This is a genomic window from Mesorhizobium sp. YC-39 (assembly GCF_025753795.1).
Taxonomy (GTDB): domain Bacteria; phylum Pseudomonadota; class Alphaproteobacteria; order Rhizobiales; family Rhizobiaceae; genus Mesorhizobium.
In genome coordinates, this window is sequence record NZ_JAOWPS010000004.1 from 412,314 (window position 1) to 436,578 (window position 24,265).

The following is a 24,265-nucleotide window of genomic DNA, read 5'->3' on the forward strand; positions in this document are numbered from 1 at the left end:
GAATGGCTATCCCGTTCTGCACCAGCGGCGATTAGGCCAGGCGCAGCAAAATCGAGTCCCAAATCCACCTGAACCGGCTTGCACCCGTGTTGGTACACCCTCTCAGCCCGGCGGATCAATCGTTGTCGTCTAAAGCGCGTCGTGTTTGACGGGCCTCATGCGACGCGCTTTAGGTTTTGTTTTTATGCATGTCGTTATCGCAAAACCGCTGCACACTTTTGCGCGACATGCATTAAACTCAGGACGCCGGGCCGAACTGCAGCAATTTGAAGCAGTCGCCGCTGCCCGACGTCATTTGTGTCAGGACGGGCTTTGCCCGGTCGATCCATTTCTGGTGCGACCGGGTATCGGCTTCGATCGCCTCGACAGGCGCCAGCTTGACGAAGCCGCGCCCGTTGCTGAAAAGCCAGCAGGCGCGGGCCAGAAACCGCCTGCTGCGCTGGCGCAGCAGGTCGGCGTCATAGAAGATGTCGAGCACCTCCTGCTTGATCCGGCGCGCCTTTTCAGGATCGGCGACCGCAGTCTCGACCGGCTCGCCGCCGATGGCATCCTGCAGGTCCTTGTAGTCGAGGGCGATCTGCGTGGTCGCGTATTTGATGTCGGCCTCGTCGCGCACGAGGTTGAACCACAATGTCGGGTTGAGTTCGTTGACGACGAAAGACGATTCGAAATCGCGTGACAGATTGAGGATATCGAAGTCCTGAACATCGACATCACGCTCGACCAGAAGGATCTGGGAGACCTGTTTGGCGAGCGCGGCGCCGCCCTGGGCGCTGACCGCGGCGTTGTTGCCGCCAATTTCCGGGCTGACATAGGGGCCGCCCTGATCCAGCAATTCGTCGAATTCGCCAAGCGATCCGGCGACGGCGCTGCCACGGGCAATGCGTGCCGCGAGTTTCGCCATAACCTGCTGCAGCTCCGTGTCGCGCTTGCGCTGGTCCTGATAATTCTGCTGGAAAAAGAAGATGAACAGGGAAACGCCGATGCCGATCAGGATGACGCCGAGCTGCGAAAAGATGTTGCGATGATATTCCAGCAGCTTTTCGCGATGGCGCACATCGTCGCGCACGCTGTGCGCCACCCAGAGGTTGACGATCAGCGACAGGATCAGCAGCCCGCCGCCAATCAGGATGAGGCCGCCGATGAGCAGGTAGCCATGGCCCGAGTTGAAATTCATTGTTGCGCCAAGTCCCCCGTTCCCCTGAGGGCAGACTAATACCATTGCGCTTTAACGGCTATGGGTTCGTAGGTGGTGTTAGGCTGGAGGAGGCGCCGGGGACCGCGAAGCGGTTCGGAGAGGGGCCCTAAGCTGCACCGTTGCAGCGCTCGGAAGTCACGCATGGACCCGGGGTCTCCGCGACGTCGCTTCGCTCCTGCTCCGCCCCAGGATGACGAAGGGGTGGACGCTTCGGCCATTCTCCAGCATTCGCGACTAGCCACAGGCCTCCATGTCTTCGTCATGTATGGACGGAGCGAAGCGGAGACCCTGGGATCCATGCCGTGAGATCAGCCGTAGAATGCGGCCTTGCAGATATGTGCCGCAAGTTGCTTCAAGGAACCGCACACGAGCCTTCTCGTCCGTACATCGAGCAAGGGTTCAACCCTCGGCTCCGATGCTGTATCCAGCCCGAACTCAAGGAGCCTTCGATGACCTCACAACTCGACATCGACGATGCGGCCGGCGCACCGGCCGAGCTGCGCGCCGACGCCGCCTGGCAGGACGATGTCCGCCAGGGCGTGCGGCATGTGCGCGACCTCGACCACCTGCCGCTGTCGCCGGCCGAGCGCGAGGCGGTGCAAGAAGCGGCCGCGAACCACAAGGTGCGCATCCCAAAAGCCTATCTCGACCTGATCGACTGGAACGACCCCGCCGATCCGATCCGGGCGCAGGTCATCCCGTCGCCGCAGGAGTTGGTGGAAGAGGAGGGCGAGCTCGACGATCCGATCGCCGACCATGAATTCAGCCCGGTGCCACGCTTGACGCATCGCCATGCCGACCGGGTGCTGTTGTTCCCGACCTATCAATGCGCGGTCTATTGCCGGTTCTGCTTTCGCAAGGAATCGCTGACCTCGATCGGTCGCGGCTATACGCGCGAGGCGCTGGAACCGGCCTTCGCCTATATCACGGCGCATCCCGAAATCCGCGAGGTGATCCTGACCGGCGGCGACCCGCTCTCCCTGCCGGACAAGGCGCTGGCCGAAATCCGCGCCCGCATCGAGGCCATCGCGCATGTGCGCCTGTTGCGCATCCACACGCGCGTGCCGGTGGCGCTGCCCTCGCGCATCACGGCAGGGCTGGTCCAGGCCTTGCAGGGCCGGCTGATGGTCAGCGTCGTCACCCATTTCAACCACGCGCGCGAGATCACGCCGGCCACTGAGCAGGCTTGCCGCACAATGAGGCAGGCCGGCTTCGTGCTGCTCAACCAGAGCGTTCTCCTGAAAGGCGTCAACGACACGGTCGAGGTGCTGGAGGAGCTCTGCCGCGAGCTGATGTATCGCCTCGGCGTCAAACCCTATTACCTCCACCATGGCGACCTCGCGCGCGGCATGGCGCACCGGCGCACCACCATTGCGGAAGGCCAGGCGCTGGTCGCCGCGCTGCGCCAGCGCCTGTCGGGCATCTGCAACCCCGTCTATGTGCTGGACCTGCCAGACGGCGGGGGGAAGGTGCCGATTGGGCCGTGTCATGTCGAGGCGCGGGACGGGGAGATTTGGCGGATACGCGGGCAGGACGGGGCGGTGAGGGGGTATGCGGAGGTGGTGGGGGAGCCCTGAACGCTTGGGTTCCCCGCCCTCTCTGTCGCCAATTCGGCCAAGGCTGTTCGCTCTCCGGTCGACTTGATTGTTGTCGACATCAGGTGCAAGACGCAATCATCAGAGGCAGGAGCATCGACATGCCACGGACCATTGTATCTGGCGATGATCTCCCCAAAGCTCCACCCGTTTACAGTCACGCGGTAAAATGTGCGGGACTGGTGTTTGTCTCCGGGACGGCCGCCTACGACGCGGCGACGGGCATGATTGTGGGCGAGACGATACAGGAGCAGACAGCGCAGGCCCTGCGCAATATCGCGGCCATTCTGAAGGCCGCCGGAACGACACTCGACAAGGCTGTCAGCGCCACCGTCATCCTCGCCGACGAGGATGATTTTGCAGGCATGAACGAAGAATGGGTGAAGTGGTTTCCGACCGATCCGCCGGCACGGCAAGGCGCCAAGCTCCCTGTCCGCATCCCCAGGCTCAAGATCTCGATCGCTATGATCGCCGAGGCGTAACCGTTGCCAATCAGGGTGAATTCAAACAGGCATCGGTCAGTCCATTAGCCTGGTACCGGGGATATCAGCGGCATGAAGACAGCCCGGGTGCAGCGAGTTCCTCAGATTGTCGCCTCGATCGGCTCGGCCAGTTTCGGATTTGCACGCATGGCGATCAAGCAACCGGCGATGATCAGGCATGCCCCTGCCAGCGTGGTCCAGGTAACCGCCTCATCGAAGATGAGCCAGCCAAGTGCTACCGCCCAGATGAAGGCCGAATATTCCGTCGGGATCAGATATTGCGCTTCGGCGCGGGCATAGGCCCAACTCATCATGAATTGGCCGATAAGCGACAGCGCCGTCACCCCGGCCAGGGGAAGCCAGAGATCGATCGGCAGCGCGACGGCGAGCCATGGCGCGGCGAGGCCGAGGATGATTGCAATGGCGAGGTTCTGGAAGAACATGATCTCGATTGGCTTGGCTAACAACGCCTGTTGCCGGGCGAGCACCAGATTGTAGGCGTAGAACACGGTCGATACGAGCACGGCTGCCGTACCCAGCACGGCATCCTGCGAATAGCTTGCCCGTCCAAACTGGCCGGCCATTATGATCACCACGCCGGCGATGCCAGCCATCGACGCCCAGATCGCCTGCCGCCGGATGCGCTCGCCCAGCAGCAGCGCGGCGAGAAAGAGGGCGAACAAGGGCGCGATGAAGCTGAGCCCGATGGCCTCCGCCAGCGGCAGCTTGGCAAGACCCCAAAAGAAACACAGTATGACGATGCCGACGATCACGGCGCGCAATGCATGCAGCCCCAGAACCTGAATGGTTGGCTGCGAGCGCGGCCCCGCTGACCAACCCGCGCCCGCGACTAAGGTCGCCAGCATGCTGCGCCACAGCACAGTGTTGTAGACGCCCACGGCGATGACCAGGACCTTCATCGCCACATCCATCGCGGACAGCAGGAAGATCGCGAGCGCGCATATGAGCACCGGGATCGTCGGGGAAACGGCGCCTGTCAGGCTCGATGTCTTCACGGTTTAACTCATGTGACGGTTGCAGCCGGATATCTCACAGCAAACGGCATGACCAGATGGCAGCCCCGCCGACATGGCGGTCCAATGCGGGACAAGTGGAGCGTGGTGGTACGAAGTTGTGCCCGGCATTTGCAGGACGACGGACTTTCGAACCCCTGCCGCACCTCTCGGAGGGCGCGCCATTTCGCGGTCCGCAAAATCTGCTTATCACCCTCAGCGGACCCTCACAGGTGAAGCGCGCATGACTGCTTCGCGCCTCGTTTCAGCCGTACAATCCGCTCCCAGCGTTTGCTGAAAGCGGACGTAATACAGCGAGGCGTTGGGTGCCACGTCACCCCTCGCCAAGCAATCCAGGAATACAGGGCAGAACACCACTCCGAATGGTCTAATTTGGAATGTCGCGGATTGGTGGCTTGCCGAAAAGGCGTCGGTACTCGCGGCTGAATTGCGACGGGCTCTGGTAGCCAACGGCGTAGCCGGCGGTTCCGACATCAAGGCGTTCTGCCAGCATCAGGCGGCGCGCCTCGGTCAGGCGCAGCCGTTTCTGATACTGCATCGGAGTCATGGCGGTAGCGCTCTTGAAGAGGTGGTGGAGCGACGACACGCTCATTCCAACCCGCCTCGCCAACTCCTCGATGCGCAGCGGTTGAGCGAAGTTGCCACGCAGCCATTCGATGGCGCGGGCGATACGATTGTCGGGCGTGCCCGCCATGGCGATCTGAAGCAGCCGGCCGCCCATAGGGCCGGTGAGAAGGCGAAAGTGAATTTCGCGCTCGATCACCGGCGCCAAGACGGAAATGTCGGCCGGACTATCGAGCAAGCGAAGGTAGCGGAGGGATGCGTCAAGCAACTCGTGCGAAGCCTCGTTGACGGTCAGGCCAAAAGTGGACTTCGACGTCGGCAGCGGCTGCATCCGAGCGAGCAGTTCCCTCACGCAATCGGGATTGATGGCCATGCCAAAGCCAAGGTGCGGCTCGCCGGCCGCAGCCTGGACAACGCGGGAGACGACCGGAAGATCGAACGAGACGACCAGATAGTCGCCAACACCGTAGGAGTGCGTGACGTCGCCCAACGTCACATTCTTCCTGCCTCGAATGACGAACGCAAAGCATGGCCATTGCGACAGGTATACCGGTTCGGTCGGCGCCGAGCGGCGGCTGAGGTAGAGGCCGGCGACGGCCGAAGCCAAGTCACCATCCTGAGGCAAGTGGCGCTCCAGGATATCGGCCATGTCAGCGTAGAGTTCGGACGGCGGGCGATGCGGCATCTGGCGGCTCACGTTCCAGAAGTCCGATACACAATCCTGCAAGCCTGGTCATCAGAGCTCGGCAGGCGTTGCAGGATCGTGCAAGACTCTTGCAGGACAGAGCTAACGATCCAGCCGTCGATCAAGGTACTCCGGACCATCAACGCAAACATCCGGAATGGACGCATGACCACCAAGACCATCCTCATCACCGGCGCATCGAGCGGCATAGGAGAGGCAACGGCACGCCATCTGGCGCAGCTCGGCCATCGTATTGCGCTCGGCGCCCGCCGCCTCGATCGCATCCAGTCCATCGCCGAGCACATCGCCCTCTCCGGCGGCAAGGCGATCGCAATTCCGTTGGACGTCACCAGCCTTGCCGACATGAGGGCCTTCGTCGCGCAGGCCGAGGCGGCTTTTGGTGGGGTCGACGTGCTGGTGAACAACGCCGGCATCATGCCCCTCGCGCCGATGTCCGACGTGCGCTTCGACGAATGGAACCGGATGATCGACGTCAATCTGCGCGGCGTCCTAAACGGTGTGGCTGCGGTCTTGCCGACGATGACGGAACGCAAGTCGGGCCATATCATCAACATCGGATCGGTCTCTTCATATCGCGTCGACCCGACGGCTGGAGTTTACGCGGCCACGAAGTTCGCCGTGCGTGCCGTCACCGAAGGGCTGCGGCAGGAAAGCCGGCACGTCCGGGCAACGTTGATCAGCCCCGGCCTAACACGCACCGAACTGTTTGACGGCATCGCCGAACCGGGCACGCGCGCGTTCTTCAAGGACATGCTCGAAAACACGTCGATCTCGCCCCAGGCGATAGCGGAGGCAATCGCCTTCGCCATCAGCCAGCCGGCAGATGTCGACATCAACGAATTGATCGTCCGGCCGACCACACAAGGCTGATCTCAGGAGACGCATCTCATGACCCATGCCATCGAGATCACCACGCTCAGGCTCAAGGCGGGACTGTCCATCGCCGACTTCATCACCGCAAATGCCGATATCGACCCGTGGATTCGCCGTCAGCCCGGTTTCATGGGGCGGCGCATCTGCGAGCGCGACGACGGCATGATCGTCGACATTGTGTTCTGGGAAACCACCGAGGACGGCCACCGTTCGGCGGCCGGCATCATGACGGAGATGGCGGAGTCGCCGGTTCACCTGACGATCGATCACCGCAGTGTCGACTGGACGATCTCGCAGGTGCACCATTCATTGGACGGATGACTGCGTCGCGTTCGCAACGGCGTGGCGCGACGATGCGGCCGCCTCGCGGCAGCCGCATTGCGCGATCGCGTCAGGTCGGTTCGGTGCCGGGGAAATCCGCGCCTTCGGTGGTCTCGGCCCATGCGTCGAAATCGACCTTGAGCGTCTCGAGCTTTTCGCGTGCGCCAGCCAGCGCGCCGCGCCCGAGCAGCAGCCGCAGCGGCGGACGCTCCGCCTCGACGGCGCGTACGATCGCTGCTGCGGCGCGTGCAGGGTCACCTGCCTGATTGCCGCTCCAGCTGCGGATCATGCGCTGCACTGCGCCGGCGCTCTGGTCGTAGTCGGAGGTCGGGTTGGCCGCTTCCGCCGCTGAACGGCCGGCCCAGTCGGTGCGGAACGCGCTGGGCTCGACGATCAGAACCTTGATCCCCAACGGCGAGACCTCGGCCGACAGCGATTCTGAGATCGCCTCGACCGCATGCTTGGTCGCAGCATAGAAGCTCAGGGAGGGGAAGGCGCGCAGGCCGCCGATCGACGAGATGTTGACGATGGTGCCGGCCCTGGCCTGCCGCATTGCCGGGAGCACGGCGCGCGTCATGTTGACCAGTCCCCAGACGTTGAGATCGAACATCGCGTGCACGGCCGCGAGATCGCTGTCCTCGAATGAACCGAAGTATCCAACGCCCGCATTGTTGACGAGAACGTCGATCGCGCCGAAGCGCCGGGTCGCTATTTCGAGTGCTTCGTCGATCTGCGTTGCATCCGTCACATCGAGCCTGATGGCAATGGCGGCATCGGGGTGCCGGGCAACGAGGTCCTCGACCTGCGCCGGATTGCGAGCGGTCACGGCGACGTTGTGGCCGTTCGCCAGAAGGTGCTGGGCAATGGCTCGGCCGAAGCCGGTCGAGCACCCGGTAATGAACCAGGTCTTGGGCATGTTTGTCTCCGTCATGGCTGTGAGTTGTAAAGGCGTCCGCAACGGGGACGCCTTTCGGTTTCGGCGGCTCAGTCGACTATCTCGGCCAGTTCGATCAGGTTGCCGAACGGATCGGCGAAGAAGGCCAGCTTGCGGCTGATGGCATCGAGTTTGAACGGCTCGGTGACAATGGTCACTCCGCGCGCCTTCAGTTCCGCGACGGTTTTGTCCATGTCGGCAACGTTAATGCAGAAGTGGTGGTAGCCGGCATAGCGGAGGCTGTCGCCCAGGTCGGTGTATGACGGCGCCGCGATCGGCAGCGGATCGCCGCCGGCCAACAATTCGATCATGAAGTTGTCGTCGTTGGGCGGGGCGAGATAGGCAAGCTCCTCGTCGGCGTAGGGCCATTGATGGACGACGCGGAAGTCGAGCTTCTCTGTGTACCAGGCCTTCGCCCTGGCGAAATCGCTGACACGCAGTGCCACGTGGTGACCGCGCATATCAGCGAAGGTCGACCGGGTGTTGCGGGCGGGTATTTGGAAGTTGGCCATTTGAGGTCTCCTCGAAAGGTTTATTGCGTCTGCGAGGAGGAGAATGGCGCGCGGCCTGATCTTTGATTAGCTCATCTATTTTCCGATCACTGATGAGCCCGGTTTATCAATGCGCAGATCCCTTCCCGGAGCGAACTAGGGGCGGACAAAGCGGAACAGGCCGGCAACCGGCAAAAAATCGCCGGTGCCAGCCTGCAAAGGATGCCTCCAGAAGTTCGCGCCGCGCTAGATGTTGGCCGCGGTCAGTTCGCAGACTTCAACCAACAGCCGTGGCGAAGGTGAGCTCCATGTCTTTCGCCAGCAACTCGGGGAAGCGAGACAGCATCGCTTTGGTGTAGGGCTGGGCGAAGTGGACGTCGAGGTCGGCGCGCGAACGCCAGGTCTCGTAAAGGATCCACACATTGGGATCATCATTATCTCGGTGAAGCACGTAGCTAATCGAACCTTCCTCTTTCAACGTCGGGGAGATGAGGTCGTGCAGACCCTTGCCGAGCGCCTCTGCGTGTTCGGGTTTCGCGGTGAGGCGGGCGATCAGGGTGAGTTGCTCAGTCATTGCGAAGCTCCATGAATTGATAGTCCGGGATGTCGCGGCCGACATCTGGGCCGGCACCTGGATCGCGTGATTTCCGTAGACGCCCGGCCCTGGACTGAGAGATTGGGCAGAATGGGATCAAGCCGGCCAAGGAATATGTCAGGCGGCGGGATAGACAGCCTCCCAGGAGGCATCCGGTTCGGTCGCAAGTGTCCAGAAGACGTCGGCGACATCACGCGATTCCTCAGTGTCGGGGCTGACCAGTGTGGCGACAGTCGCGATCGCGATCCGGATATCCCGCTTCGCCAAAGGCGCGGCCAGTCCCTGCACGATATTGCGCAGGGCCGCCTTGCCGACGCCGAGGCTCGCCCAGCCTTCGTGTGGCGTGATGCCAAGGCCGCCTCCAGTCACGAGGATGGTGCCTGCGCGCGTTCCGAACTGTGCTACCGCCGCGCGAATGGTGTTGAGGCCTCCCGCGACGTTGATCGCCAGATCCTGCGCGACCTCGTCGTCCGTCATGCTGAACAGGTCCTGTTGGCGCACAACAGCGGCGTTGAAGTGGATCGCGGTCAGGCCGCCGGTAAGCCTGTCGGCCTCAGTGATCGCTGCGCGCAGGGCCGCGGCGTCGGTCGCGTCAGCCTCGATCGCGTGGGCCTTGATGCCTGCCCGCTGCAACTCGGCCACCAGTGTCGTCAGCCGCTTGCGGCTTCGTGCGGATAGAACAATGGTCCAGCCCCCACGGCCGAACCTGCGCGCGACGGCCTGGCCGATGCCGGGACCGGCGCCGATGATCATGATTGCCTTGGGCATTGCATGTCCTTTCGTGAACGGACGGCCAGGCTGGTTCGCGCCGGCCTGGAGGCTTGCTTCGAAACGCAGAAGAGTTCGGTTTTACTGGCCGGGTTCGACGCGGGACCAAAGATCGTTGAAGGCGATTGAATCGAAGAAGGCACTGGCTTCGACGACCGATCCGGACCGCATGGTGAAGAACCACGCGTAGGTGTTCACGTAGGGTTTCCCGTCGCGCGCGGTTCCCTGTGCGTCAAACAGGATGACGACGCGGTCATCCTCAGCCGTGATGCTGCGGACGGTCGGCTTCAGGCCAACCGTCATGCGCGCGTTGAACGGACGGATGACATTGGCGAGAAAGGCTTCCTTGCTCGGATAGGCTTTCGACGCGGCCGAGTTTCCTTCGATTGTCCATCGCGCGTCTTCAGCCAGAAGCTCGAAGGGGTTGCCGGTCCCGGCACTCCAGGCGTCGAACTTTTCTTGCACGGCCGCCTTGTTCTGCTCGGGTGTCTGCGCGTTTGCTGCGGGAGCCAGCGCAATGGCCGCGCAACTGACGGCTACGAAGATCAAACCACCGCGAATGACGCGCTGGGGGAAGGTGTTTGTGGACATGGCAATTCTCCTCTTGGCTTGATGCGTGGACGACGTCAGCGAGTTCCCACCGGCCTCAGATTTCGGCCGACCAGGCGTCGGCCTGCGCTTGCTTCAGCATGTCCTCGACCGCTTTCGGGCAGACGTTTCGGACCTTGCCGGTATCCGCCGGCACGATCGCGATCATCCGGTCGATCATTTCTTGCGGATCGAGATGGCCCATGGGCGAGGCCAGCAGCGCATCGAAGGTTGCGCGTAGCTCGGCGGGCTTGGTGAAGTTCCTGTCTGCGTCGAGCCAGCGGAACGCGGTATCGGCCATCGTCTCGTTGAAGCCGGTGTAGTACGCGCCGGGGTTGACGGTCTGGACCTTGATGCCGAACGGCGCGACTTCCTGGGCGATGGCCTCCGAGATCGATTCCAGGGCGTGCTTGGTCGAGACGTAGGTGCCCCAGCCGGCCGGGGTGAACAGCCCGCCCATCGAGGACGTGAAAACAACCTTGGCCTTCTTGCCCTGGGCGATCCATTTCCGGATGAAGGCCTGGGTCAGTTCAAGCGGCTTGAAGACATTGATCTCATAGTTCCTGCGCACGAGGTCGAGCGGAATCTCGCTGACCGGTCCGCTCTCGCCGTAACCGGCGTTGTTCCAGAGCACGTCGATGTCGAACGTCTCGATGAAGGCCATGTCGTACGGGTCCGCGAGGTCGAGCTTTTCGACGCGCAGGTTGTCGAGGCCGAGTTCCGCAGCCTTGGTGCGCAGAGCCGCGACCTGCGGCGATATCTGCGCGGTGGCGATGATGGTGTGGCCGAGCTGCGCCATGCCGATTGCTGCCGCTTCGGCGAAGCCAGAGCCGGCGCCCGTTATCAGGATTGTCTTGGTCATGAGTGATCTCCGTGGCCTGGGTGAAAGGGAATCAGACGTTCAGTCGCCGAGTGCGGCGAGCCCGGCTTGCGCGATCTCGAGGTCCTGGGACGGTGCGCCGCCCGAGACGCCGAGCGCGCCGATGAGGTTGCCGTCGCGGTCGAAGATCGGAAGTCCGCCGGGAAAGGGCATAAGTCCGCCGTTGCTGGCCTGGAGATTGGGAGCAGCAGCGCCTGGCTTGCAGTAGTCCCAGACCGCCGCGCTGCTCATCTGGAAGAGCGCCGAGGTGCGGGCCTTGCCGATCGCCACGTCGATGCTGCCGAGGACGGCGCCATCCATCCGGGCAAATGCCTTCAGATGCGCGGCCGCGTCGAGCACGGCAAGATTGGCGGCAACGCCTATCGTCGTGGCATGCTCGGTACCGGCTGCGATGGCTGCAAAGGCGCGTTCAATGGTGAGTGACATGGCGTTCTCCTGCCGGAACTCTCGGCTGACAGGAGGACATTGCGTCTTTTCGTTCGCGGCGATTAGCGAGATACTCTTCGCATCAATCCTGAATGAGAATCATCAATGCGCGCCACCGACCTGTCTGAACTTGCCGCTTTCGACGCGGTCGCACGGCACCGCAGCTTTCGCCGTGCAAGCGAAGAACGCGGGGTCACGGCCTCGGCGATCAGCCATGCCGTGTCGAACCTGGAGTCTCGCGTCGGCATCCGTCTGCTGAACCGCACGACGCGGAGCGTCTCGCTGACCGATGCGGGCGCAATGCTCTTGTCCCAGCTGTCGCCGGCCTTCGGCGATATCGGCTCTGCTCTCGACGCACTCAACCAGTTCCGTGACACGCCTTTCGGCAAGGTGCGCATCAACGCGCCCAATTCGATCGCGCCCTTCGTGCTTGGGCCGGTGATCGGGCCGCTCATCGATGCCAACCCGAACCTCGAACTGGAAATTGTTGCGACGGACAGGCTGGTCGACATCGTCGAGGAAGGATTCGACGCCGGCATCCGGCTAGGGGAGAGCCTGCGTGACGGCATGACCGCGGTGAAGATCAACCCGCGCCTTCGCCTCACCGTGGTCGGCTCGCCGGACTATTTCAGGCGACACCCGGCTCCGGAATCCCCGGCTGACCTCGCCGCGCATGTCTGCATCCGCAACCTTTATCCGAGCGGCGTGAGCTACCCGTGGTCCTTTTCCAAAGGCGGCAAGGACATCGATGTCGACGTCCGGGGCCCGCTTGCTCTTCATGACCACGAACTCATGATCGAAGCGGCGCTCGCCGGCATTGCCCTCGCCTATGTCTGGGAAGATCGGGCACGCCCTTACGTAGAAAGCGGGCGGTTGGTCGCATGCCTTACTGACTGGATCGTTAGTGAGGACTGGCTTTACCTCTACTACCCCACGCGCAAATATCTCTCGGCCGGCCTTCGCGCTGTCATTGACGCTCTGCGGATCAACGCCCGGCCAACCTGACCAATTCTTTGTTCTTCACCGAAATGTCCGCTGACGCTGGCCACGGCTTGGACAGCGTCAGGTTGCGAGAGATCTTTAGTGAAACCGGTCGTTCCGCTACCGGCCCAAAGTCGACATCAGACTATCTGCGCGGCAACGACCGCTTCTTGCGCCGAGCGCCGGCTTGCTCCTGTCGCAACGCGCCATTTCGCGAGGCCACAAAACACCGTCCATTAACCTTTCGTTAACCATGCCTGGCCTAGCGTTTAACCTCTCAGTAAGGATTCGCCGCCAGTGACCTTTGCCGCCCCCCTCGAGGCCAAATCCATTCGCTTTCGCGCCCGCTCTTTCGTCGCATTCACGCTGACGCCGGAGGCGCCGCTTTCGGAGTGGCTGGAGAGCCTCGATCGCTGGATCGGCAACTCGCCGGGCTATTTCACCGGCCGGCCGGTGGTGCTCGATCTCAACATGCTGAAGCCCGAGGTCAGCCAGATCGAAACGCTGGTCGTCGAGCTCGGCCATCGCGGCATCCGCATCTACGCCATCGAACTCGACGGCGGAGCGGCACTTGGCGCCCACCTCCCGCCGGCGCTGATCGGCGCCAAGGAGGCGACATCGGATGGCCTGCTGGCCGGCGCCAAGGGCGCGGGCAAGCCGGAAGAGGAGAAGGCGGACGAGGCCAAGGAGACGCGGCTCGGTGGCGACACGCTGATGGTCAAGACGCCGATCCGCTCGGGCCAGTCGGTCTTCCACGCGCATGGCGACGTCATCGTGCTGGGTTCCGTCGCCTCCGGTTCCGAGATCGTCGCCTCCGGCTCCATCCACGTCTACGGCACGCTGCGCGGGCGCGCTTCGGCCGGCGTGCTCGGCAATGGCGCGGCGCGCATCTTCTGCCGCAGGAACGAAGCCGAATTGCTGTCGGTGGATGGCTGGTACTGCACCGCCGAGGAGATGGAACCGTCCGTGCGCGGCAAGGCGGTCCAGGCGTTTCTCGACAATGACACACTGCGCATCGCGGCGCTCGGCTGACAAGACAACAACAAAGGAGGCATTTTTCATGGGTAAGGTAGTGGTGGTCACGTCGGGCAAGGGGGGCGTCGGCAAGACGACCTCGACGGCGGCACTGGGTGCCGCGGTCGCCAAGACCGGCAAGAAGGTGGCGCTTGTCGACTTCGATGTGGGGTTGAGGAATCTCGACCTGATCATGGGCGCCGAGCGGCGCGTGGTGTTCGACCTGGTCAACGTGATCCAGGGCTCGGCAAAACTCTCGCAGGCGCTGATCCGCGACAAGCGGGTCGAGACGCTGTTCCTGCTGCCGGCCTCGCAGACGCGCGACAAGGATGCGCTGACCGAGGAGGGTGTCGGCGAGGTGATCGAGCGGCTGCGCTCGGTGTTCGACTATGTCTTCTGCGACAGCCCCGCCGGCATCGAGCGCGGCGCGCAGTTAGCCATGCGCTTCGCCGACGAGGCGGTCATCGTCACCAACCCGGAAGTCAGCTCGGTGCGCGATTCGGATCGCATCATCGGCCTGCTCGACGCCCGCACCATGAAGGCCGAGCAGGGCGAACAGATCGCCAAGCACGTGCTGGTCACCCGCTACGACGCGGGGCGCGCCGCGCGCGGCGAAATGCTCAACATCGACGACGTGCTGGAAATCCTGTCGACCCCTCTCTTGGGCATCATTCCCGAGAGCCAGGACGTGCTCAGGGCCTCCAACCTCGGTTCGCCGGTGACGCTCAGCGAACCCCTGAATTCCGCCGCCCGCGCCTATATAGACGCGGCCAAAAGGCTCGAAGGCGAGGACTTGCCGGTCGTCGTGCCGTTCGAGCGCAAAGGCTTCCTCGACCGGCTGTTGGGAAGGAGGGCGGCATGAACCTGCTCGAACTCTTCAGGCGGCGCGGCAGCGCGCCAGTGGCGCGCGAGCGGCTGCAGGTGCTGCTCGCCTATGAGCGCCGCAACCGCAGCCAGCCCGATCTGGTTTCCATCCTGCGCGAGGAGATCATGGCGGTTATCGCCAAGCACGTGCAGATCGACCAGGATTATCTGAAAGTCTCGATGGATCGCGGTCAAACGATGTCGACGCTGGAGATCGATATCCAGATCCCCAACAAGAGCGCGGTCCCGCTGGCCATGTCGGCCTGAGCTGGCAAGATTCGGCTCCTCGCCGCCGTTACGCGGCGGAGAGATGGTTGCAAAGCGGACGAAGAGGGGGCCTGTCTACCATGCTGGGCGGGCTTAAGAGCCGTTGGGTCGCGGTTCTTCGCGCTCCCCTCAGTCCAGCCGGCATCTCCAAGGCTGCCGCCTGAGCTGCAGCCGCCGTCAGATGGCCGGCCTTTGCCTGTCCTACCCAACCGCCTCTCGCTGCCTCACGACAGGCAGGCTCATTGGTCCTATCCCCGCCCTCTGCCGTCGCGCATGGCCTCGGCCGCAGGGGAGGGGCAGCCACAGTGACGTCGACGCCGGTTACCAACCGACCCGAAGCCGCACCTTTGCCCATCATGGCGCTGCTCGGCGCCATGGTATCGATCCAGATCGGCGTGACCTTCGCCAAGGGCCTGTTTCCTTTGGTCGGCACGCAAGGCACCACGACGCTGCGGCTGGTCGTCGGTGCGCTGATGCTGGGGGCGGTGCTGCGGCCCTGGCGGGTCCGGCCGGCGATCGGACCGCATGGTTCTGTCGCGACCCTTAGTACCCCAACCAATGAGAGCCATTGAAATGTCCACAAACCCGTTAACCAATAGACCTGATGGTCTAGACCTGGTTCAGGCAGTTGGGCGCGGACTTGTTCGGTTCTTGGAACGTTTATTGGACGTTCCGTTACTTTAGCTAAGCAATATATACCGCTCTGATACTTATGGGCTAGGTGATTGATCCCTGACTTGAGTCGATGTGAAATCTTGTCTGCGGTTTTTGTGACCGTTTCTGGGATCCTGGCCGCGTTGACAGGACGGCAAACCGGCCGCGCCGGCTCGTGGCTCAGATGGGCACTGGCCGATGCGAGCCTGGAGATGTAGAAAGCCGTCCGACAACAAGCGGCAAGGCACCATCGAGATGCGTGCCGGTCGAAATGTCGTCGAATGAGGAATGCCATGGCTCTCGACGCTTCCGGATCGCCACGCGTGATCCTTTTGCTTGGCAGCGCGCCCGATGTGGTGCGCTGCGAGACCTGGCCAAAGCAGGCCTTCAGCAAGATCGTCGCCATCAACAACGCCTGGCGCGTGCGTCCCGACTGGGATTTCCTCGTCCATGCCGGCGACTTTCCCCCGGACCGGCTGCCCAGGGGCGACGTCCTGCGGCAGGCGCAGATTTTCAGCGCCGCGCATTACGTGCCGGCGCAGAACGCCTTTGGCGGCTTCGTCTACGCCGGCGGCACCATGGCGATGACGGCGGCCTACTGGACGATCCACAGCCAGCAGCCCGACGTGCTGGCGTTCCTCGGCTGCGACATGATTTACGACCAGCCCGGCAACACGCATTTTTACGGCATCGGCCGCGCCGATCCGCTGCGTGACGACCCCACGCTGCGCAATCTCGAGGCGAAATCCGCGCGCCTGCTCGTCCAGGCGCTCAGGCGGGACTGCCTGTGCATCAACCTGTCCAATCTGCCGCGCAGCCGTTTGATCTTCCCGAGGCTGACAGTTGATGAATTGAGCGGCCTTTCTCATTCGAGAATTGCCGAAATGAAGGCGGAGATCCTGGCCGGCATCGAGCTCGACAAGGCCAACAAGGCCGAAGAGATCGAACAGGATCTCGGCTATTTCTACGAGGACGGCATGTATTGGAAGCATCTCGACGAGATCGACGAAACGTATCTCGCCGATATCGACCGGCTGTGGATGTCGGCTGTCGAGAGGGCTTGACCAAACTGCCGATCTCCCCCCTCGAGCGGGAGATCGGCGCGTCATCCGCTAGCTCACTCCGCCGCGAGCTTGTCCTGCGTCCTGGTCTCGAAATCGCTGGCGTCGTGGCGCTCGTGCAGTTGCATGGCGGGCTCGCCGAAGGCGCGGTTGACCATGCGGCCGCGCTGCACGGCCGGCCGCGCGTCGATGGCTTTGGCCCAGCGCTGAACGTTTTTGTATTCCTGCACCGACAGGAACTCGCCGGAGTCGTTGTACATGCGGCCGAGCGCCAGGCCACCATACCAGGGCCATACCGCCATGTCGGCAATGGTGTAGTCGGCACCGGCCAGATATTCGGTCTCGGCCAGGCGCCGGTCGAGCACATCAAGCTGGCGTTTGGTCTCCATGGCGAAGCGGTCGATGGCATATTCAATCTTTTCCGGGGCATAGGCATAGAAATGGCCGAAGCCGCCGCCGAGATAGGGGGCCGAGCCCATCTGCCAAAACAGCCATGACAAGGTTTCGGCGCGCGCCGGCTGCTCGGTCGGCAGGAATTCGCCGAATTTCTCGGCGAGATAGACCAGGATCGAGCCGGATTCGAAGACGCGGATCGGCTGCTTGCCGCTGCGGTCCATGAGCGCCGGGATCTTGGAGTTGGGATTGACGTCGACGAAGCCGCTGCCGAACTGGTCGCCGTCATTGATGCGGATCAGCCAGGCGTCGTATTCGGCGCCGCCGTGGCCGAGCGCCAGAAGCTCTTCCAGCATGATCGTCACCTTGACGCCGTTGGGCGTCGCCAGGGAATAGAGCTGCAACGGATGCTTGCCGACCGGCAGTTCCTTGTCATGTGTCGGGCCGGCGATCGGCCGGTTGATGCTGGCGAAGGCACCGCCATTCGCTTTGTTCCAGGTCCATACTTTCGGCGGTGTGTATTCGGTCATCTCGGGGGGCCTTGTGTTTTTTGGCGAGAGGGTCTTGGGAGGGCAGCTTGCCGCGATGGGAGGTTGGATGGGGCAGGGTTGGTCTACATCCAACTACAGATAGCGCGGAAAGCAGAAAGTTCAACTTGCGTTGAACTATTGTTGAAGCCGTTCACAGGGAGATGGACGGCGGGCAGATGAGGGGCAGCGCAACCCTGAAGCGATTGCTCTGTTTCCGGGCTCTTGCGCCTCGCGACCTGCGCCATACCTATAGAGGATACCGGGCCCTGCCGGCCCTCACGACTATTGCCGGGACAAAAGCATGCCTATCGAGACCATCTTGCGCTCCATCGTGACAGTTCGGGCCTCAATTCCGGACGATGCCTTCACCGCCAATGCGCTGGGCACCAGCCGGGAAGGCAGCGGCGTGGTCATCCGCGACGACGGGCTGGTGCTCACCATCGGCTATCTGATCACCGAGGCGGAAGAGGTCTGGCTGACCAGCCATGACGGTCGTGTGGTGCCGGCGCATGCGCTCGCCTACGACCAGGAAACCGGCTTCGGCCTGGTGCAGGCGCTGGCCCCGCTCGGCCTGCCGGCGGTGGCTCTCGGCGACGCGGCCAAGGCCGGCGTCGGCGATCCCGTCGTGCTCGCCGACGGCGTCGGCCGCTCTGTCAAGGCGCATATCGTCACCAAGCAGGAATTCGCCGGCTATTGGGAATATCTGCTGGACGAGGCGATCTTCACTGCGCCGGCGCATCCGTCCTGGGGCGGTGCCGCCCTCATCGGACAGGATGGCAGCCTGCTCGGCATCGGCTCGCTGCTGCTGCAGATGAGCCGCAATGGCGAGATCGCCGATATCAACATGGTCGTGCCGATCAACCTCCTGCCGCCCATTCTCGACGATCTCCTGACGCGCGGCCAGGTCGCAAAGCCGCCGCGTCCCTGGCTCGGTGCCTTCTCCGCCGAGAGCAATGGCGAGGTCGTGGTGATGAGCGTCGCCGAAGGCGGGCCAGCGGCGCAAGCCGGCCTGCGCCAGGGCGACATCATCTCGGATGTGCGCGACGGTGAGGTCGACGGTCTGGCCGATTTCTATCGCAAACTGTGGCAGAATCCGGCCGGCGCGGAGATCCCGTTGCGGGTGGTGCGCGATGGGCGTGAAACCTGGCTGCGCGTGAAATCCGCCGACCGCAACAGTTTCTTGAAGAAGCCGCATTTGCAGTAGCGAGGAAACGCCGCGGGACAGCGCCCCCCTCTGTCCTGCCGGACATCTCCCCCACGAGGGGGGAGATTGGCAGCTTCGCCGGTGGCGCTCTCTCTGCGACTTTTGGAGATTGGCGAAGGCCGACGCGACATCCAATCTCCCCCACGTGGGGGAGATGCCCGGCAGGGCAGAGGGGCGCGCGAGGGAACGCGGCCCTGCGTAAGGCGGCATTCACTAACGCCGTCATCTCCCGTCCTCGCCAAAGATCCCGATCACCCAGTCGATGAACACCCGCACGCGCGGCGCGAGTTGGCGGTTCTGCGGGTAGAGCGCCGACAGCGGCGTCGGCGCCGGCGGAAAATCCGACAGCACCTCGACCAGTGTGCCGCGTGCGAAATCCTGGGCAAAACGGTAGTGCGGCGCCTGCACCAGGCCGAAGCCGAGGCGTGCCAGTTCAGCCATCGTATCCGAGCCGTTGACCGTCACCCGGCTGGGCAGCGTGACATGGCGCAATTCGCTGCCAACGGTGAATTCGAGCGGCATGACCTCGCCCGTCCGCGACGAGCGGAAGCCGATCATGAGATGGCCGTCGAGATCGTCGGGAGTTGCCGGCATGCCGTGCTTTTCCAGATAGGCCGGGCTGGCGCAGGTGACTTCGCGCAGCGTCGCCACCCGCCGCGCGATCATGCCGCTGTCGGCCTGTTCGCCGGAACGCAGCACGCAGTCGACGCCTTCGCGCACCAGGTCGACGAGCCGGTCGCCATCGCCGATATGCAGGTCGATCCTGGGGTAGCGATCGAGGAATTCGGAGAGCCGCGGCAGGATGAAATGGCGGGCCATGAAGCCGTGCACGTCGATCCTCAAAAGGCCCTGCGGCTGCGACGACTGAAAGCCGGCCTCGGCATCCTCGACATCAGCGAGGATGGCGAGGCAGCGCTGATAGTAGGCCTGGCCGTCGAGCGTCGGGGTGACGTGACGCGTGGTGCGTTCGAGCAGCCTGACCCCCAGCCGCGTCTCCAGCTCCTTGATCGCCTCGGTGGCGGTCGATCGCGACAGGCCAAGGTCGGCGGCGGCCGCGGTGAAGCTGCCGCGCTCGATCACGCGGGCAAGGAGACGCATCCGGTCGAGACTGTCCATGCCAATTGTTCGCCATATCCGAATGGTGTTGGCAAGTCCTGAGCGATTATCCCGCAGGATTTATCGCCTATCTTGGCTCCACAAGAATTGGAGAGCTGAGATGGCCAAGCAGAATGGAAAGGTGGCGCTGGTGACCGGCGCCTCGAAGGGTATCGGCGCCGAAATCGCCAGAAGGCTGGCACGCGATGGCTTTTCGGTCGTCGTCAATTACGCCAGGGGCGCTGACGCAGCCAAAAGCGTGGTGCGCGAGATCGAGGCGGCGGGCGGCACGGCGATCGCCGCGCAGGCCGATGTCGGCGATCCCAAGGGCGTGGCGGATTTGTTCGACGCAGCCGAGCAGGCCTTTGGCGGTCTCGATGTGCTGGTCAACAATGCCGGCATCATGAAGCTGTCGCCGATCGCTAAGGCCGAAGACGCAGATTTCGAGCAGCAGGTCGCGGTTAACCTCGGCGGTGTCTTCCGCGGCATGCGCGAGGGCGCAAGAAGGCTGCGCGACGGCGGCCGCATCGTCAGCTTCTCGTCCAGCGTGGTTGGGCTCTACCAGCCGACCTATGGTGTCTATGCCGCGACCAAGGCCGGCGTCGAGGCGATAACGCATGTACTGGCCAAGGAGCTTGGGCCGCGTGGCATCACCGTCAATGTCGTGGCGCCGGGGCCGGTGGCGACCGAGCTGTTCCTCGGCGGCAAATCCGAGGCGCTGGTCGAGACGATCACCAAGATGATCCCGCTGGGACGACTCGGCCAGCCCGCCGATATCGCCGCTGTCGTGTCCTTCCTCGCCGGGCCGGACAGCGGCTGGATCAACGGCCAGGTGCTGCGCGCCAATGGCGGCACGATCTGACTTTTTCTCCAACAGCCACAGGGAATTGACATCATGCCGTTTGCAAACTTCAAAGTGCCTGAGCGCGCGCTGTCCACCGGACAGAAGGAGGACCTCGTCCACAAGACCACAGCCCTGTTCGTCGAGATGTTCGGCGAAGGCGTGCGCCCCTACACGATGGTGCTGATCGAGGAAGTCGCCGACGGCGGCTACGGCCGCGCCGATGTGGTGTTCACGATTCCGGAGGGGTGAAGCCGCCGGCAGCTTCTTCGTCTCCCACCTTGCAACGGGTCTCGGTTGCTGCTTCACCAGATGAGGGAGGGGCAGCGAGGAAGGAACCGATGATACCTAGAAGACGGCAGGCCTTCTAATGGCGCCAGTCAAGGTCGATCCAGACAAGGTGCACGAATTCAGGGATGCCGGGAGTTTCCATGCCTGGCTCGCCAAGCACCACGATACGGAAACCGAAGTCTGGATCAAGATCCACAAGGTGGATTCGGGGCTGGCGTCGATCACGCCGAAGCAGGCGATCGACGTGGTGCTGTGCTTTGGCTGGATCGATGCCGTGCGCAAGGGGCTCGATGAGAAAAGCTATCTGCAGCGCTACACGCCGCGCGGCAGGAAAAGCATCTGGAGCCAGATCAACATCGACAATGTCGCCCGGCTGATCGAGGAGGGGCGGATGACCGGCCATGGGCTGAAACAGGTCGAGGCGGCCAAGGCCGACGGCCGCTGGGACCGTGCCTACAGAAGCAAGGACATGCAGATCCCCGATGATCTCCAGGCGGCGATCGACGCCGAACCGAAGGCGAGGGAAATGCTGGCCAGGCTCAGCGCGCAGAACCGCTTCGCGCTCGCCTTCCGCACCCACAATATGAAGACGGAAGCCGGGCGCAGGAAGAAGATCGAGACCTTCGTCGAGATGCTGAAACGCGGCGAGACGATCTACCCGCAGGGGAAGAAGTAAACCTGGCCGCCAGGCCGGGGCGAGGCGCGGCATGCTACGAAAATAGCATTCTCGGCTCTTGGGTCGGATGCTAGGGTCGCTGCCCGTGCACCCCACGCACGCAGCGGCGTGGTCCCGCAAGATGGAGGAATGGCGAGCGGGACGCTGCCCGTATTCTCAAGAAATCGGACGGTTAAGTTGAACCATCGTCAGGCTGTCGCGCTTCCCGCGTTGGCCGCAAGGGAGGAACCACTTGTGAAAGCATCCTATCTCGTCTCGGTCGCGCTGCTTGCGGCGACCGCGATGCCTGCGGCGGCAGGCGAAATTTCCGACGGCAAGGTCAAGATCGGCATCCTCAACGACCAGTCGGGCGTTTATGCCGATTTCGGTGGCAAATGGTCGGTGGAGGCAGCCAAGATGGCCGTCGAGGATTTTGGCGGCAAGGTTCAGGGCGCGCCGATCGAGGTCATCAGCGCCGACCATCAGAACAAGCCGGATATCGCGTCCAACATAGCGCGCCAGTGGTACGACACCGAGCAGGTCGACTCGATCATGGAACTGACGACATCCTCGGTGGCGCTCGCCGTGCAGGGACTTTCCAAAGAAAAGAAGAAGATCGACATCGTCACCGGCGCGGCTTCGACCGACCTTACCGGCAAGCAGTGCTCGCCCTATGGTTTCCACTGGGCCTACGACACCCATTCCCAGGCGGTCGGCACTGGCGGTGCGCTGGTGCAGCAAGGCGGCGACGCCTGGTACTTCATCACCGTCGACTACGCCTTCGGCTATTCGCTAGAGGAGCAGACCGCCAAGCTGGTCAAGGATCGCGGCGGCAAAGTGCTTGGCGAGGTGCGCTATCCGCTCGGCTCCACCGACTATTCGTCCTTCCTGCTGCAGGCGCAATCCTCCGGCGCCAAGATCGTCGGCCTCGCCAATGCCGGTCTCGACACCTCCAACTCGATCAAGCAGGCGGCCGAGTTCGGCATTGTCGCCGGCGGACAGCGGCTCGCGGCTCTTCTGTTCACGCTGGCCGAGGTGCATGGGCTTGGCCTGCAGGCAGCCCAGGGCGTGGTGCTGACCGAAGGCTATTACTGGGACCGCGACGACAAGAGCCGCGATTTCGCCGACCGCTTCTTCAAGCGTACCAACCGCATGCCGAATATGATCCAGGCCGGTACCTATTCGGCGGTGACGCAGTATCTCAAGGCCATCGACAAGGCCGGCACGGACGAGACCGAGGCGGTCGCCAAGCAATTGCATGAGATGCCGGTCAACGACGTCTTCACCGCCAACGGCAAGGTGCAGGCCGACGGCTCGATGGTGCACGACATGTATCTCTATCAGGTCAAGAAACCCGAGGAGAGCAAGAAGGATTGGGACTACTACACCTATCTCGCGACCATTCCGGGCGACCAGGCCTTCATGAAGGCCGAGGATAGCGGCTGCCCGCTCGTCACCAAGTGACGACGGCAGCCGCCGCGGCCGTCCGGCCGGACGGCGACCAGAATTCGGCGCGGGTGGTGCTTTCCGCCCGCGGCCTCAGGCGCGATTTCGCCGGTTTTGTCGCGGTCAGCAATGTCGATCTCGACGTTCATCACGGCAGGATCCACGCACTCATCGGACCGAACGGCGCCGGCAAGACGACGATCTTCAACCTTTTGACCAAATTCCTGCAGCCGACCAGCGGCAGGATCGAACTGCTGGGCACCGACATCACCCGGACCTCGCCGGCAAGGGTGGCGCGGATGGGCCTGGTGCGCTCGTTCCAGATATCGGCGATCTTTCCGCATCTGAGCGTGCTCGACAATGTGCGTGTCGCGCTGCAGCGGCCGGGCGGGCTGGGCTTCCAGTTCTGGCGCTCGCTGGCGGCGCTCGACGAACTGACGCCGCGGGCGCGGGAGCTTCTCGGCATCGTCGGCCTCGACGATGCGGCACACCGGCTTGCCGGCGATCTCTCCTATGGCAGGAAGCGCGTGTTGGAGATCGCCACCACGCTGGCGCTCGACCCGAAAGTGCTTTTGCTCGACGAGCCGATGGCCGGCATGGGGCACGAGGATGTCGGCACGATCTCCGGGATCATCCGCGGGCTGGCCCGCGACCGGGCGGTGCTGATGGTCGAGCACAATCTGACCGTCGTCGCCGATCTCTGCGACTGGATCACCGTCATGCAGCGCGGCCAGGTGCTTGCCGCCGGCGACTATGCCACCGTCAGCCAGGACGAGCGCGTCAGGGTCGCCTATATGGGGACGGAGCATGAGTGAGCCGCTGCTTGCGGTGCGCGATCTGCACGCCTGGTATGGCGAGGGCCATGCGCTGCACGGCGTCAACCTCGATGTCTTTCGCGGCGAGACTGTTACCTTGCTTGGCCGCAACGGCGTCGGCAAGACCACCACCTTGCGCGCCATCATGGGGCTGGTCCGCAAGCGCAGCGGCAGCGTCGTCTTCAACGGCAGCGACCTGATCGGCCTGCCGCTGCACCGCGTCGCCCGTCAAGGCATCGGCTTCGTTCCCGAGGAGCGCGGCATCTTCGCGACGCTGAGCGTCGACGAGAACCTGATCCTGCCGCCGGTCGTGGCCAAAGGTGGCATGAGCGTGGAGGAGATCTTCGACCTCTTCCCCAATCTGAAGGAGCGTCGCAACAGCCCGGGCACGCGGCTGTCCGGCGGCGAACAGCAGATGCTGGCGATCGCCCGCATCCTCAGGACGGGGGTGCAGATGCTGCTTCTCGACGAGCCGACCGAGGGCCTCGCGCCGGTCATCGTGCAGCGCATCGGCGAATTGCTGGCGACATTGAAGCGGCGCGGCATGACGATCCTGCTCGTCGAGCAGAATTTCCGTTTCGCCGCCCGCATTGCCGACCGCTTCTATTTGATGGAGCACGGCAAGGTGCTGGAGGGGTTCCCGGTCGGCGAACTCGACGCGCACACCACGCTGCTGCACGAGGTGCTGGGAGTATGATG

29 protein-coding genes are annotated in these 24,265 nt (G+C 63.4%); 17 read left to right on the plus strand and 12 right to left on the minus strand.

Going from position 1 to position 24,265, the window contains the following annotated elements:
* Positions 1-238: 238 nt before the first annotated feature.
* Complete coding sequence (locus OHD62_RS23405; protein WP_263787593.1) at positions 239-1,177, minus strand: hypothetical protein; 939 nt, start codon at positions 1,175-1,177, stop codon at positions 239-241.
* Positions 1,178-1,647: 470 nt separating this feature from the next.
* Between OHD62_RS23405 and OHD62_RS23410 the strand changes: the two genes are divergently transcribed.
* Together OHD62_RS23410 and OHD62_RS23415 are read left to right on the plus strand one after the other, a co-directional pair.
* Complete coding sequence (locus OHD62_RS23410) at positions 1,648-2,775, plus strand: KamA family radical SAM protein (protein ID WP_263787595.1); 1,128 nt, start codon at positions 1,648-1,650, stop codon at positions 2,773-2,775.
* Between the two features lie 119 nt (positions 2,776-2,894).
* Positions 2,895-3,275: a RidA family protein gene (locus OHD62_RS23415; protein WP_263787598.1), complete on the plus strand. Its 381-nt coding sequence runs from the start codon at positions 2,895-2,897 to the stop codon at positions 3,273-3,275.
* A 101-nt stretch (positions 3,276-3,376) separates the two neighbouring features.
* Here the strand turns inward: OHD62_RS23415 and OHD62_RS23420 are convergent, their stop codons facing one another.
* Positions 3,377-4,291 (minus strand): DMT family transporter, encoded by a 915-nt coding sequence (locus OHD62_RS23420; protein ID WP_263787600.1) that lies wholly within the window; start codon positions 4,289-4,291, stop codon positions 3,377-3,379.
* A 385-nt stretch (positions 4,292-4,676) separates the two neighbouring features.
* Positions 4,677-5,522: an AraC family transcriptional regulator gene (locus OHD62_RS23425; protein WP_263787602.1), complete on the minus strand. Its 846-nt coding sequence runs from the start codon at positions 5,520-5,522 to the stop codon at positions 4,677-4,679.
* 201 nt (positions 5,523-5,723) lie between these two features.
* On the opposite strand from OHD62_RS23425, the gene OHD62_RS23430 reads away from it, so the two are divergent.
* Positions 5,724-6,449 (plus strand): SDR family oxidoreductase, encoded by a 726-nt coding sequence (locus OHD62_RS23430; protein ID WP_263787604.1) that lies wholly within the window; start codon positions 5,724-5,726, stop codon positions 6,447-6,449.
* A gap of 18 nt (positions 6,450-6,467) precedes the next feature.
* Positions 6,468-6,773 (plus strand): hypothetical protein, encoded by a 306-nt coding sequence (locus OHD62_RS23435; protein WP_263787606.1) that lies wholly within the window; start codon positions 6,468-6,470, stop codon positions 6,771-6,773.
* A gap of 70 nt (positions 6,774-6,843) precedes the next feature.
* Here OHD62_RS23435 and OHD62_RS23440 read toward each other — a convergent pair whose 3' ends face one another.
* From OHD62_RS23440 to OHD62_RS23470, 7 genes are all read right to left on the minus strand, one after another.
* Complete coding sequence (locus OHD62_RS23440; protein ID WP_263787608.1) at positions 6,844-7,689, minus strand: oxidoreductase; 846 nt, start codon at positions 7,687-7,689, stop codon at positions 6,844-6,846.
* 68 nt (positions 7,690-7,757) lie between these two features.
* Positions 7,758-8,219: a VOC family protein gene (locus OHD62_RS23445; protein ID WP_263787610.1), complete on the minus strand. Its 462-nt coding sequence runs from the start codon at positions 8,217-8,219 to the stop codon at positions 7,758-7,760.
* Between the two features lie 256 nt (positions 8,220-8,475).
* A complete protein-coding gene (locus tag OHD62_RS23450) occupies positions 8,476-8,772 on the minus strand; it encodes a putative quinol monooxygenase (RefSeq protein WP_263787612.1) in 297 nt (98 codons plus the stop codon).
* Between the two features lie 138 nt (positions 8,773-8,910).
* Positions 8,911-9,561 carry an SDR family oxidoreductase gene (locus tag OHD62_RS23455; protein ID WP_184870940.1) on the minus strand — a complete coding sequence of 217 codons (651 nt, stop codon included), beginning with the start codon at positions 9,559-9,561 and terminating at the stop codon, positions 8,911-8,913.
* 81 nt (positions 9,562-9,642) lie between these two features.
* The gene (locus tag OHD62_RS23460; protein ID WP_263787616.1) at positions 9,643-10,152 is read right to left on the minus strand and encodes a nuclear transport factor 2 family protein; all 510 of its coding nucleotides are present in this window, start codon (positions 10,150-10,152) and stop codon (positions 9,643-9,645) included.
* A 55-nt stretch (positions 10,153-10,207) separates the two neighbouring features.
* The gene (locus OHD62_RS23465) at positions 10,208-11,011 is read right to left on the minus strand and encodes an SDR family oxidoreductase (protein ID WP_263787618.1); all 804 of its coding nucleotides are present in this window, start codon (positions 11,009-11,011) and stop codon (positions 10,208-10,210) included.
* Between the two features lie 39 nt (positions 11,012-11,050).
* Entirely contained in the window at positions 11,051-11,455 is a 405-nt protein-coding gene (locus tag OHD62_RS23470; RefSeq protein ID WP_263787620.1) for a GlcG/HbpS family heme-binding protein, read from the minus strand.
* A 105-nt stretch (positions 11,456-11,560) separates the two neighbouring features.
* On the opposite strand from OHD62_RS23470, the gene OHD62_RS23475 reads away from it, so the two are divergent.
* The 6 genes from OHD62_RS23475 (at position 11,561) to OHD62_RS23500 (ending at position 16,299) form a co-directional block, all read left to right on the plus strand.
* Positions 11,561-12,460: a LysR family transcriptional regulator gene (locus OHD62_RS23475; RefSeq protein ID WP_263787622.1), complete on the plus strand. Its 900-nt coding sequence runs from the start codon at positions 11,561-11,563 to the stop codon at positions 12,458-12,460.
* 273 nt (positions 12,461-12,733) lie between these two features.
* The gene (gene minC, locus OHD62_RS23480) at positions 12,734-13,468 is read left to right on the plus strand and encodes a septum site-determining protein MinC (RefSeq protein ID WP_263787624.1); all 735 of its coding nucleotides are present in this window, start codon (positions 12,734-12,736) and stop codon (positions 13,466-13,468) included.
* A 28-nt stretch (positions 13,469-13,496) separates the two neighbouring features.
* Positions 13,497-14,312, plus strand: coding sequence for a septum site-determining protein MinD (gene minD, locus OHD62_RS23485; protein WP_008876959.1), 816 nt, complete (start codon positions 13,497-13,499; stop codon positions 14,310-14,312).
* The gene (minE, locus tag OHD62_RS23490) at positions 14,309-14,581 is read left to right on the plus strand and encodes a cell division topological specificity factor MinE (protein ID WP_263787627.1); all 273 of its coding nucleotides are present in this window, start codon (positions 14,309-14,311) and stop codon (positions 14,579-14,581) included. The genes minD and minE overlap by 4 nt, the downstream gene beginning before the upstream one ends.
* A gap of 305 nt (positions 14,582-14,886) precedes the next feature.
* A complete protein-coding gene (locus tag OHD62_RS23495; RefSeq protein ID WP_412177414.1) occupies positions 14,887-15,153 on the plus strand; it encodes a hypothetical protein in 267 nt (88 codons plus the stop codon).
* A gap of 375 nt (positions 15,154-15,528) precedes the next feature.
* Positions 15,529-16,299 (plus strand): hypothetical protein, encoded by a 771-nt coding sequence (locus OHD62_RS23500; RefSeq protein ID WP_263787629.1) that lies wholly within the window; start codon positions 15,529-15,531, stop codon positions 16,297-16,299.
* Positions 16,300-16,352: 53 nt separating this feature from the next.
* Here OHD62_RS23500 and yghU read toward each other — a convergent pair whose 3' ends face one another.
* Positions 16,353-17,219 carry a glutathione-dependent disulfide-bond oxidoreductase gene (gene yghU, locus OHD62_RS23505; protein WP_263787630.1) on the minus strand — a complete coding sequence of 289 codons (867 nt, stop codon included), beginning with the start codon at positions 17,217-17,219 and terminating at the stop codon, positions 16,353-16,355.
* Between the two features lie 301 nt (positions 17,220-17,520).
* Between yghU and OHD62_RS23510 the strand changes: the two genes are divergently transcribed.
* Positions 17,521-18,423 (plus strand): S1C family serine protease, encoded by a 903-nt coding sequence (locus OHD62_RS23510; protein WP_263787632.1) that lies wholly within the window; start codon positions 17,521-17,523, stop codon positions 18,421-18,423.
* A gap of 222 nt (positions 18,424-18,645) precedes the next feature.
* On the opposite strand, the gene OHD62_RS23515 is transcribed toward OHD62_RS23510, so the two are convergent.
* Positions 18,646-19,539 (minus strand): LysR family transcriptional regulator, encoded by an 894-nt coding sequence (locus OHD62_RS23515; protein WP_263787634.1) that lies wholly within the window; start codon positions 19,537-19,539, stop codon positions 18,646-18,648.
* 100 nt (positions 19,540-19,639) lie between these two features.
* Between OHD62_RS23515 and OHD62_RS23520 the strand changes: the two genes are divergently transcribed.
* From OHD62_RS23520 to OHD62_RS23545, 6 genes are all read left to right on the plus strand, one after another.
* A complete protein-coding gene (locus tag OHD62_RS23520) occupies positions 19,640-20,380 on the plus strand; it encodes an SDR family oxidoreductase (RefSeq protein ID WP_263787635.1) in 741 nt (246 codons plus the stop codon).
* Between the two features lie 33 nt (positions 20,381-20,413).
* Positions 20,414-20,611, plus strand: coding sequence for a tautomerase family protein (locus OHD62_RS23525; protein WP_263787637.1), 198 nt, complete (start codon positions 20,414-20,416; stop codon positions 20,609-20,611).
* Between the two features lie 118 nt (positions 20,612-20,729).
* Positions 20,730-21,326: a YdeI/OmpD-associated family protein gene (locus OHD62_RS23530; RefSeq protein WP_263787639.1), complete on the plus strand. Its 597-nt coding sequence runs from the start codon at positions 20,730-20,732 to the stop codon at positions 21,324-21,326.
* A gap of 234 nt (positions 21,327-21,560) precedes the next feature.
* Complete coding sequence (locus OHD62_RS23535; protein WP_263787641.1) at positions 21,561-22,769, plus strand: ABC transporter substrate-binding protein; 1,209 nt, start codon at positions 21,561-21,563, stop codon at positions 22,767-22,769.
* Positions 22,766-23,566 (plus strand): ABC transporter ATP-binding protein, encoded by an 801-nt coding sequence (locus OHD62_RS23540; protein WP_263787645.1) that lies wholly within the window; start codon positions 22,766-22,768, stop codon positions 23,564-23,566. The genes OHD62_RS23535 and OHD62_RS23540 overlap by 4 nt, the downstream gene beginning before the upstream one ends.
* A complete protein-coding gene (locus OHD62_RS23545; protein ID WP_263787647.1) occupies positions 23,559-24,263 on the plus strand; it encodes an ABC transporter ATP-binding protein in 705 nt (234 codons plus the stop codon). Before OHD62_RS23540 ends, OHD62_RS23545 begins: the two co-directional genes overlap by 8 nt.
* Positions 24,264-24,265: the final 2 nt, after the last annotated feature.

Excerpts from the sequence above, each read along its gene's own strand:
- OHD62_RS23405 (WP_263787593.1), bottom strand. The coding sequence starts at position 1,177 with ATGAATTTCAACTCGGGCCATGGCTACCTGCTCATCGGCGGCCTCATC.
- OHD62_RS23410 (WP_263787595.1), top strand. The coding sequence starts at position 1,648 with ATGACCTCACAACTCGACATCGACGATGCGGCCGGCGCACCGGCCGAG.
- OHD62_RS23415 (WP_263787598.1), top strand. The coding sequence starts at position 2,895 with ATGCCACGGACCATTGTATCTGGCGATGATCTCCCCAAAGCTCCACCC.
- OHD62_RS23425 (WP_263787602.1), bottom strand. The coding sequence starts at position 5,522 with ATGGCCGATATCCTGGAGCGCCACTTGCCTCAGGATGGTGACTTGGCT.
- OHD62_RS23430 (WP_263787604.1), top strand. The coding sequence starts at position 5,724 with ATGACCACCAAGACCATCCTCATCACCGGCGCATCGAGCGGCATAGGA.
- OHD62_RS23435 (WP_263787606.1), top strand. The coding sequence starts at position 6,468 with ATGACCCATGCCATCGAGATCACCACGCTCAGGCTCAAGGCGGGACTG.
- OHD62_RS23440 (WP_263787608.1), bottom strand. The coding sequence starts at position 7,689 with ATGCCCAAGACCTGGTTCATTACCGGGTGCTCGACCGGCTTCGGCCGA.
- OHD62_RS23445 (WP_263787610.1), bottom strand. The coding sequence starts at position 8,219 with ATGGCCAACTTCCAAATACCCGCCCGCAACACCCGGTCGACCTTCGCT.
- OHD62_RS23450 (WP_263787612.1), bottom strand. The coding sequence starts at position 8,772 with ATGACTGAGCAACTCACCCTGATCGCCCGCCTCACCGCGAAACCCGAA.
- OHD62_RS23455 (WP_184870940.1), bottom strand. The coding sequence starts at position 9,561 with ATGCCCAAGGCAATCATGATCATCGGCGCCGGTCCCGGCATCGGCCAG.
- OHD62_RS23460 (WP_263787616.1), bottom strand. The coding sequence starts at position 10,152 with ATGTCCACAAACACCTTCCCCCAGCGCGTCATTCGCGGTGGTTTGATC.
- OHD62_RS23465 (WP_263787618.1), bottom strand. The coding sequence starts at position 11,011 with ATGACCAAGACAATCCTGATAACGGGCGCCGGCTCTGGCTTCGCCGAA.
- OHD62_RS23470 (WP_263787620.1), bottom strand. The coding sequence starts at position 11,455 with ATGTCACTCACCATTGAACGCGCCTTTGCAGCCATCGCAGCCGGTACC.
- OHD62_RS23475 (WP_263787622.1), top strand. The coding sequence starts at position 11,561 with ATGCGCGCCACCGACCTGTCTGAACTTGCCGCTTTCGACGCGGTCGCA.
- minD (WP_008876959.1), top strand. The coding sequence starts at position 13,497 with ATGGGTAAGGTAGTGGTGGTCACGTCGGGCAAGGGGGGCGTCGGCAAG.
- minE (WP_263787627.1), top strand. The coding sequence starts at position 14,309 with ATGAACCTGCTCGAACTCTTCAGGCGGCGCGGCAGCGCGCCAGTGGCG.
- OHD62_RS23500 (WP_263787629.1), top strand. The coding sequence starts at position 15,529 with ATGGCTCTCGACGCTTCCGGATCGCCACGCGTGATCCTTTTGCTTGGC.
- yghU (WP_263787630.1), bottom strand. The coding sequence starts at position 17,219 with ATGACCGAATACACACCGCCGAAAGTATGGACCTGGAACAAAGCGAAT.
- OHD62_RS23510 (WP_263787632.1), top strand. The coding sequence starts at position 17,521 with ATGCCTATCGAGACCATCTTGCGCTCCATCGTGACAGTTCGGGCCTCA.
- OHD62_RS23515 (WP_263787634.1), bottom strand. The coding sequence starts at position 19,539 with ATGGACAGTCTCGACCGGATGCGTCTCCTTGCCCGCGTGATCGAGCGC.
- OHD62_RS23520 (WP_263787635.1), top strand. The coding sequence starts at position 19,640 with ATGGCCAAGCAGAATGGAAAGGTGGCGCTGGTGACCGGCGCCTCGAAG.
- OHD62_RS23525 (WP_263787637.1), top strand. The coding sequence starts at position 20,414 with ATGCCGTTTGCAAACTTCAAAGTGCCTGAGCGCGCGCTGTCCACCGGA.
- OHD62_RS23530 (WP_263787639.1), top strand. The coding sequence starts at position 20,730 with ATGGCGCCAGTCAAGGTCGATCCAGACAAGGTGCACGAATTCAGGGAT.
- OHD62_RS23545 (WP_263787647.1), top strand. The coding sequence starts at position 23,559 with ATGAGTGAGCCGCTGCTTGCGGTGCGCGATCTGCACGCCTGGTATGGC.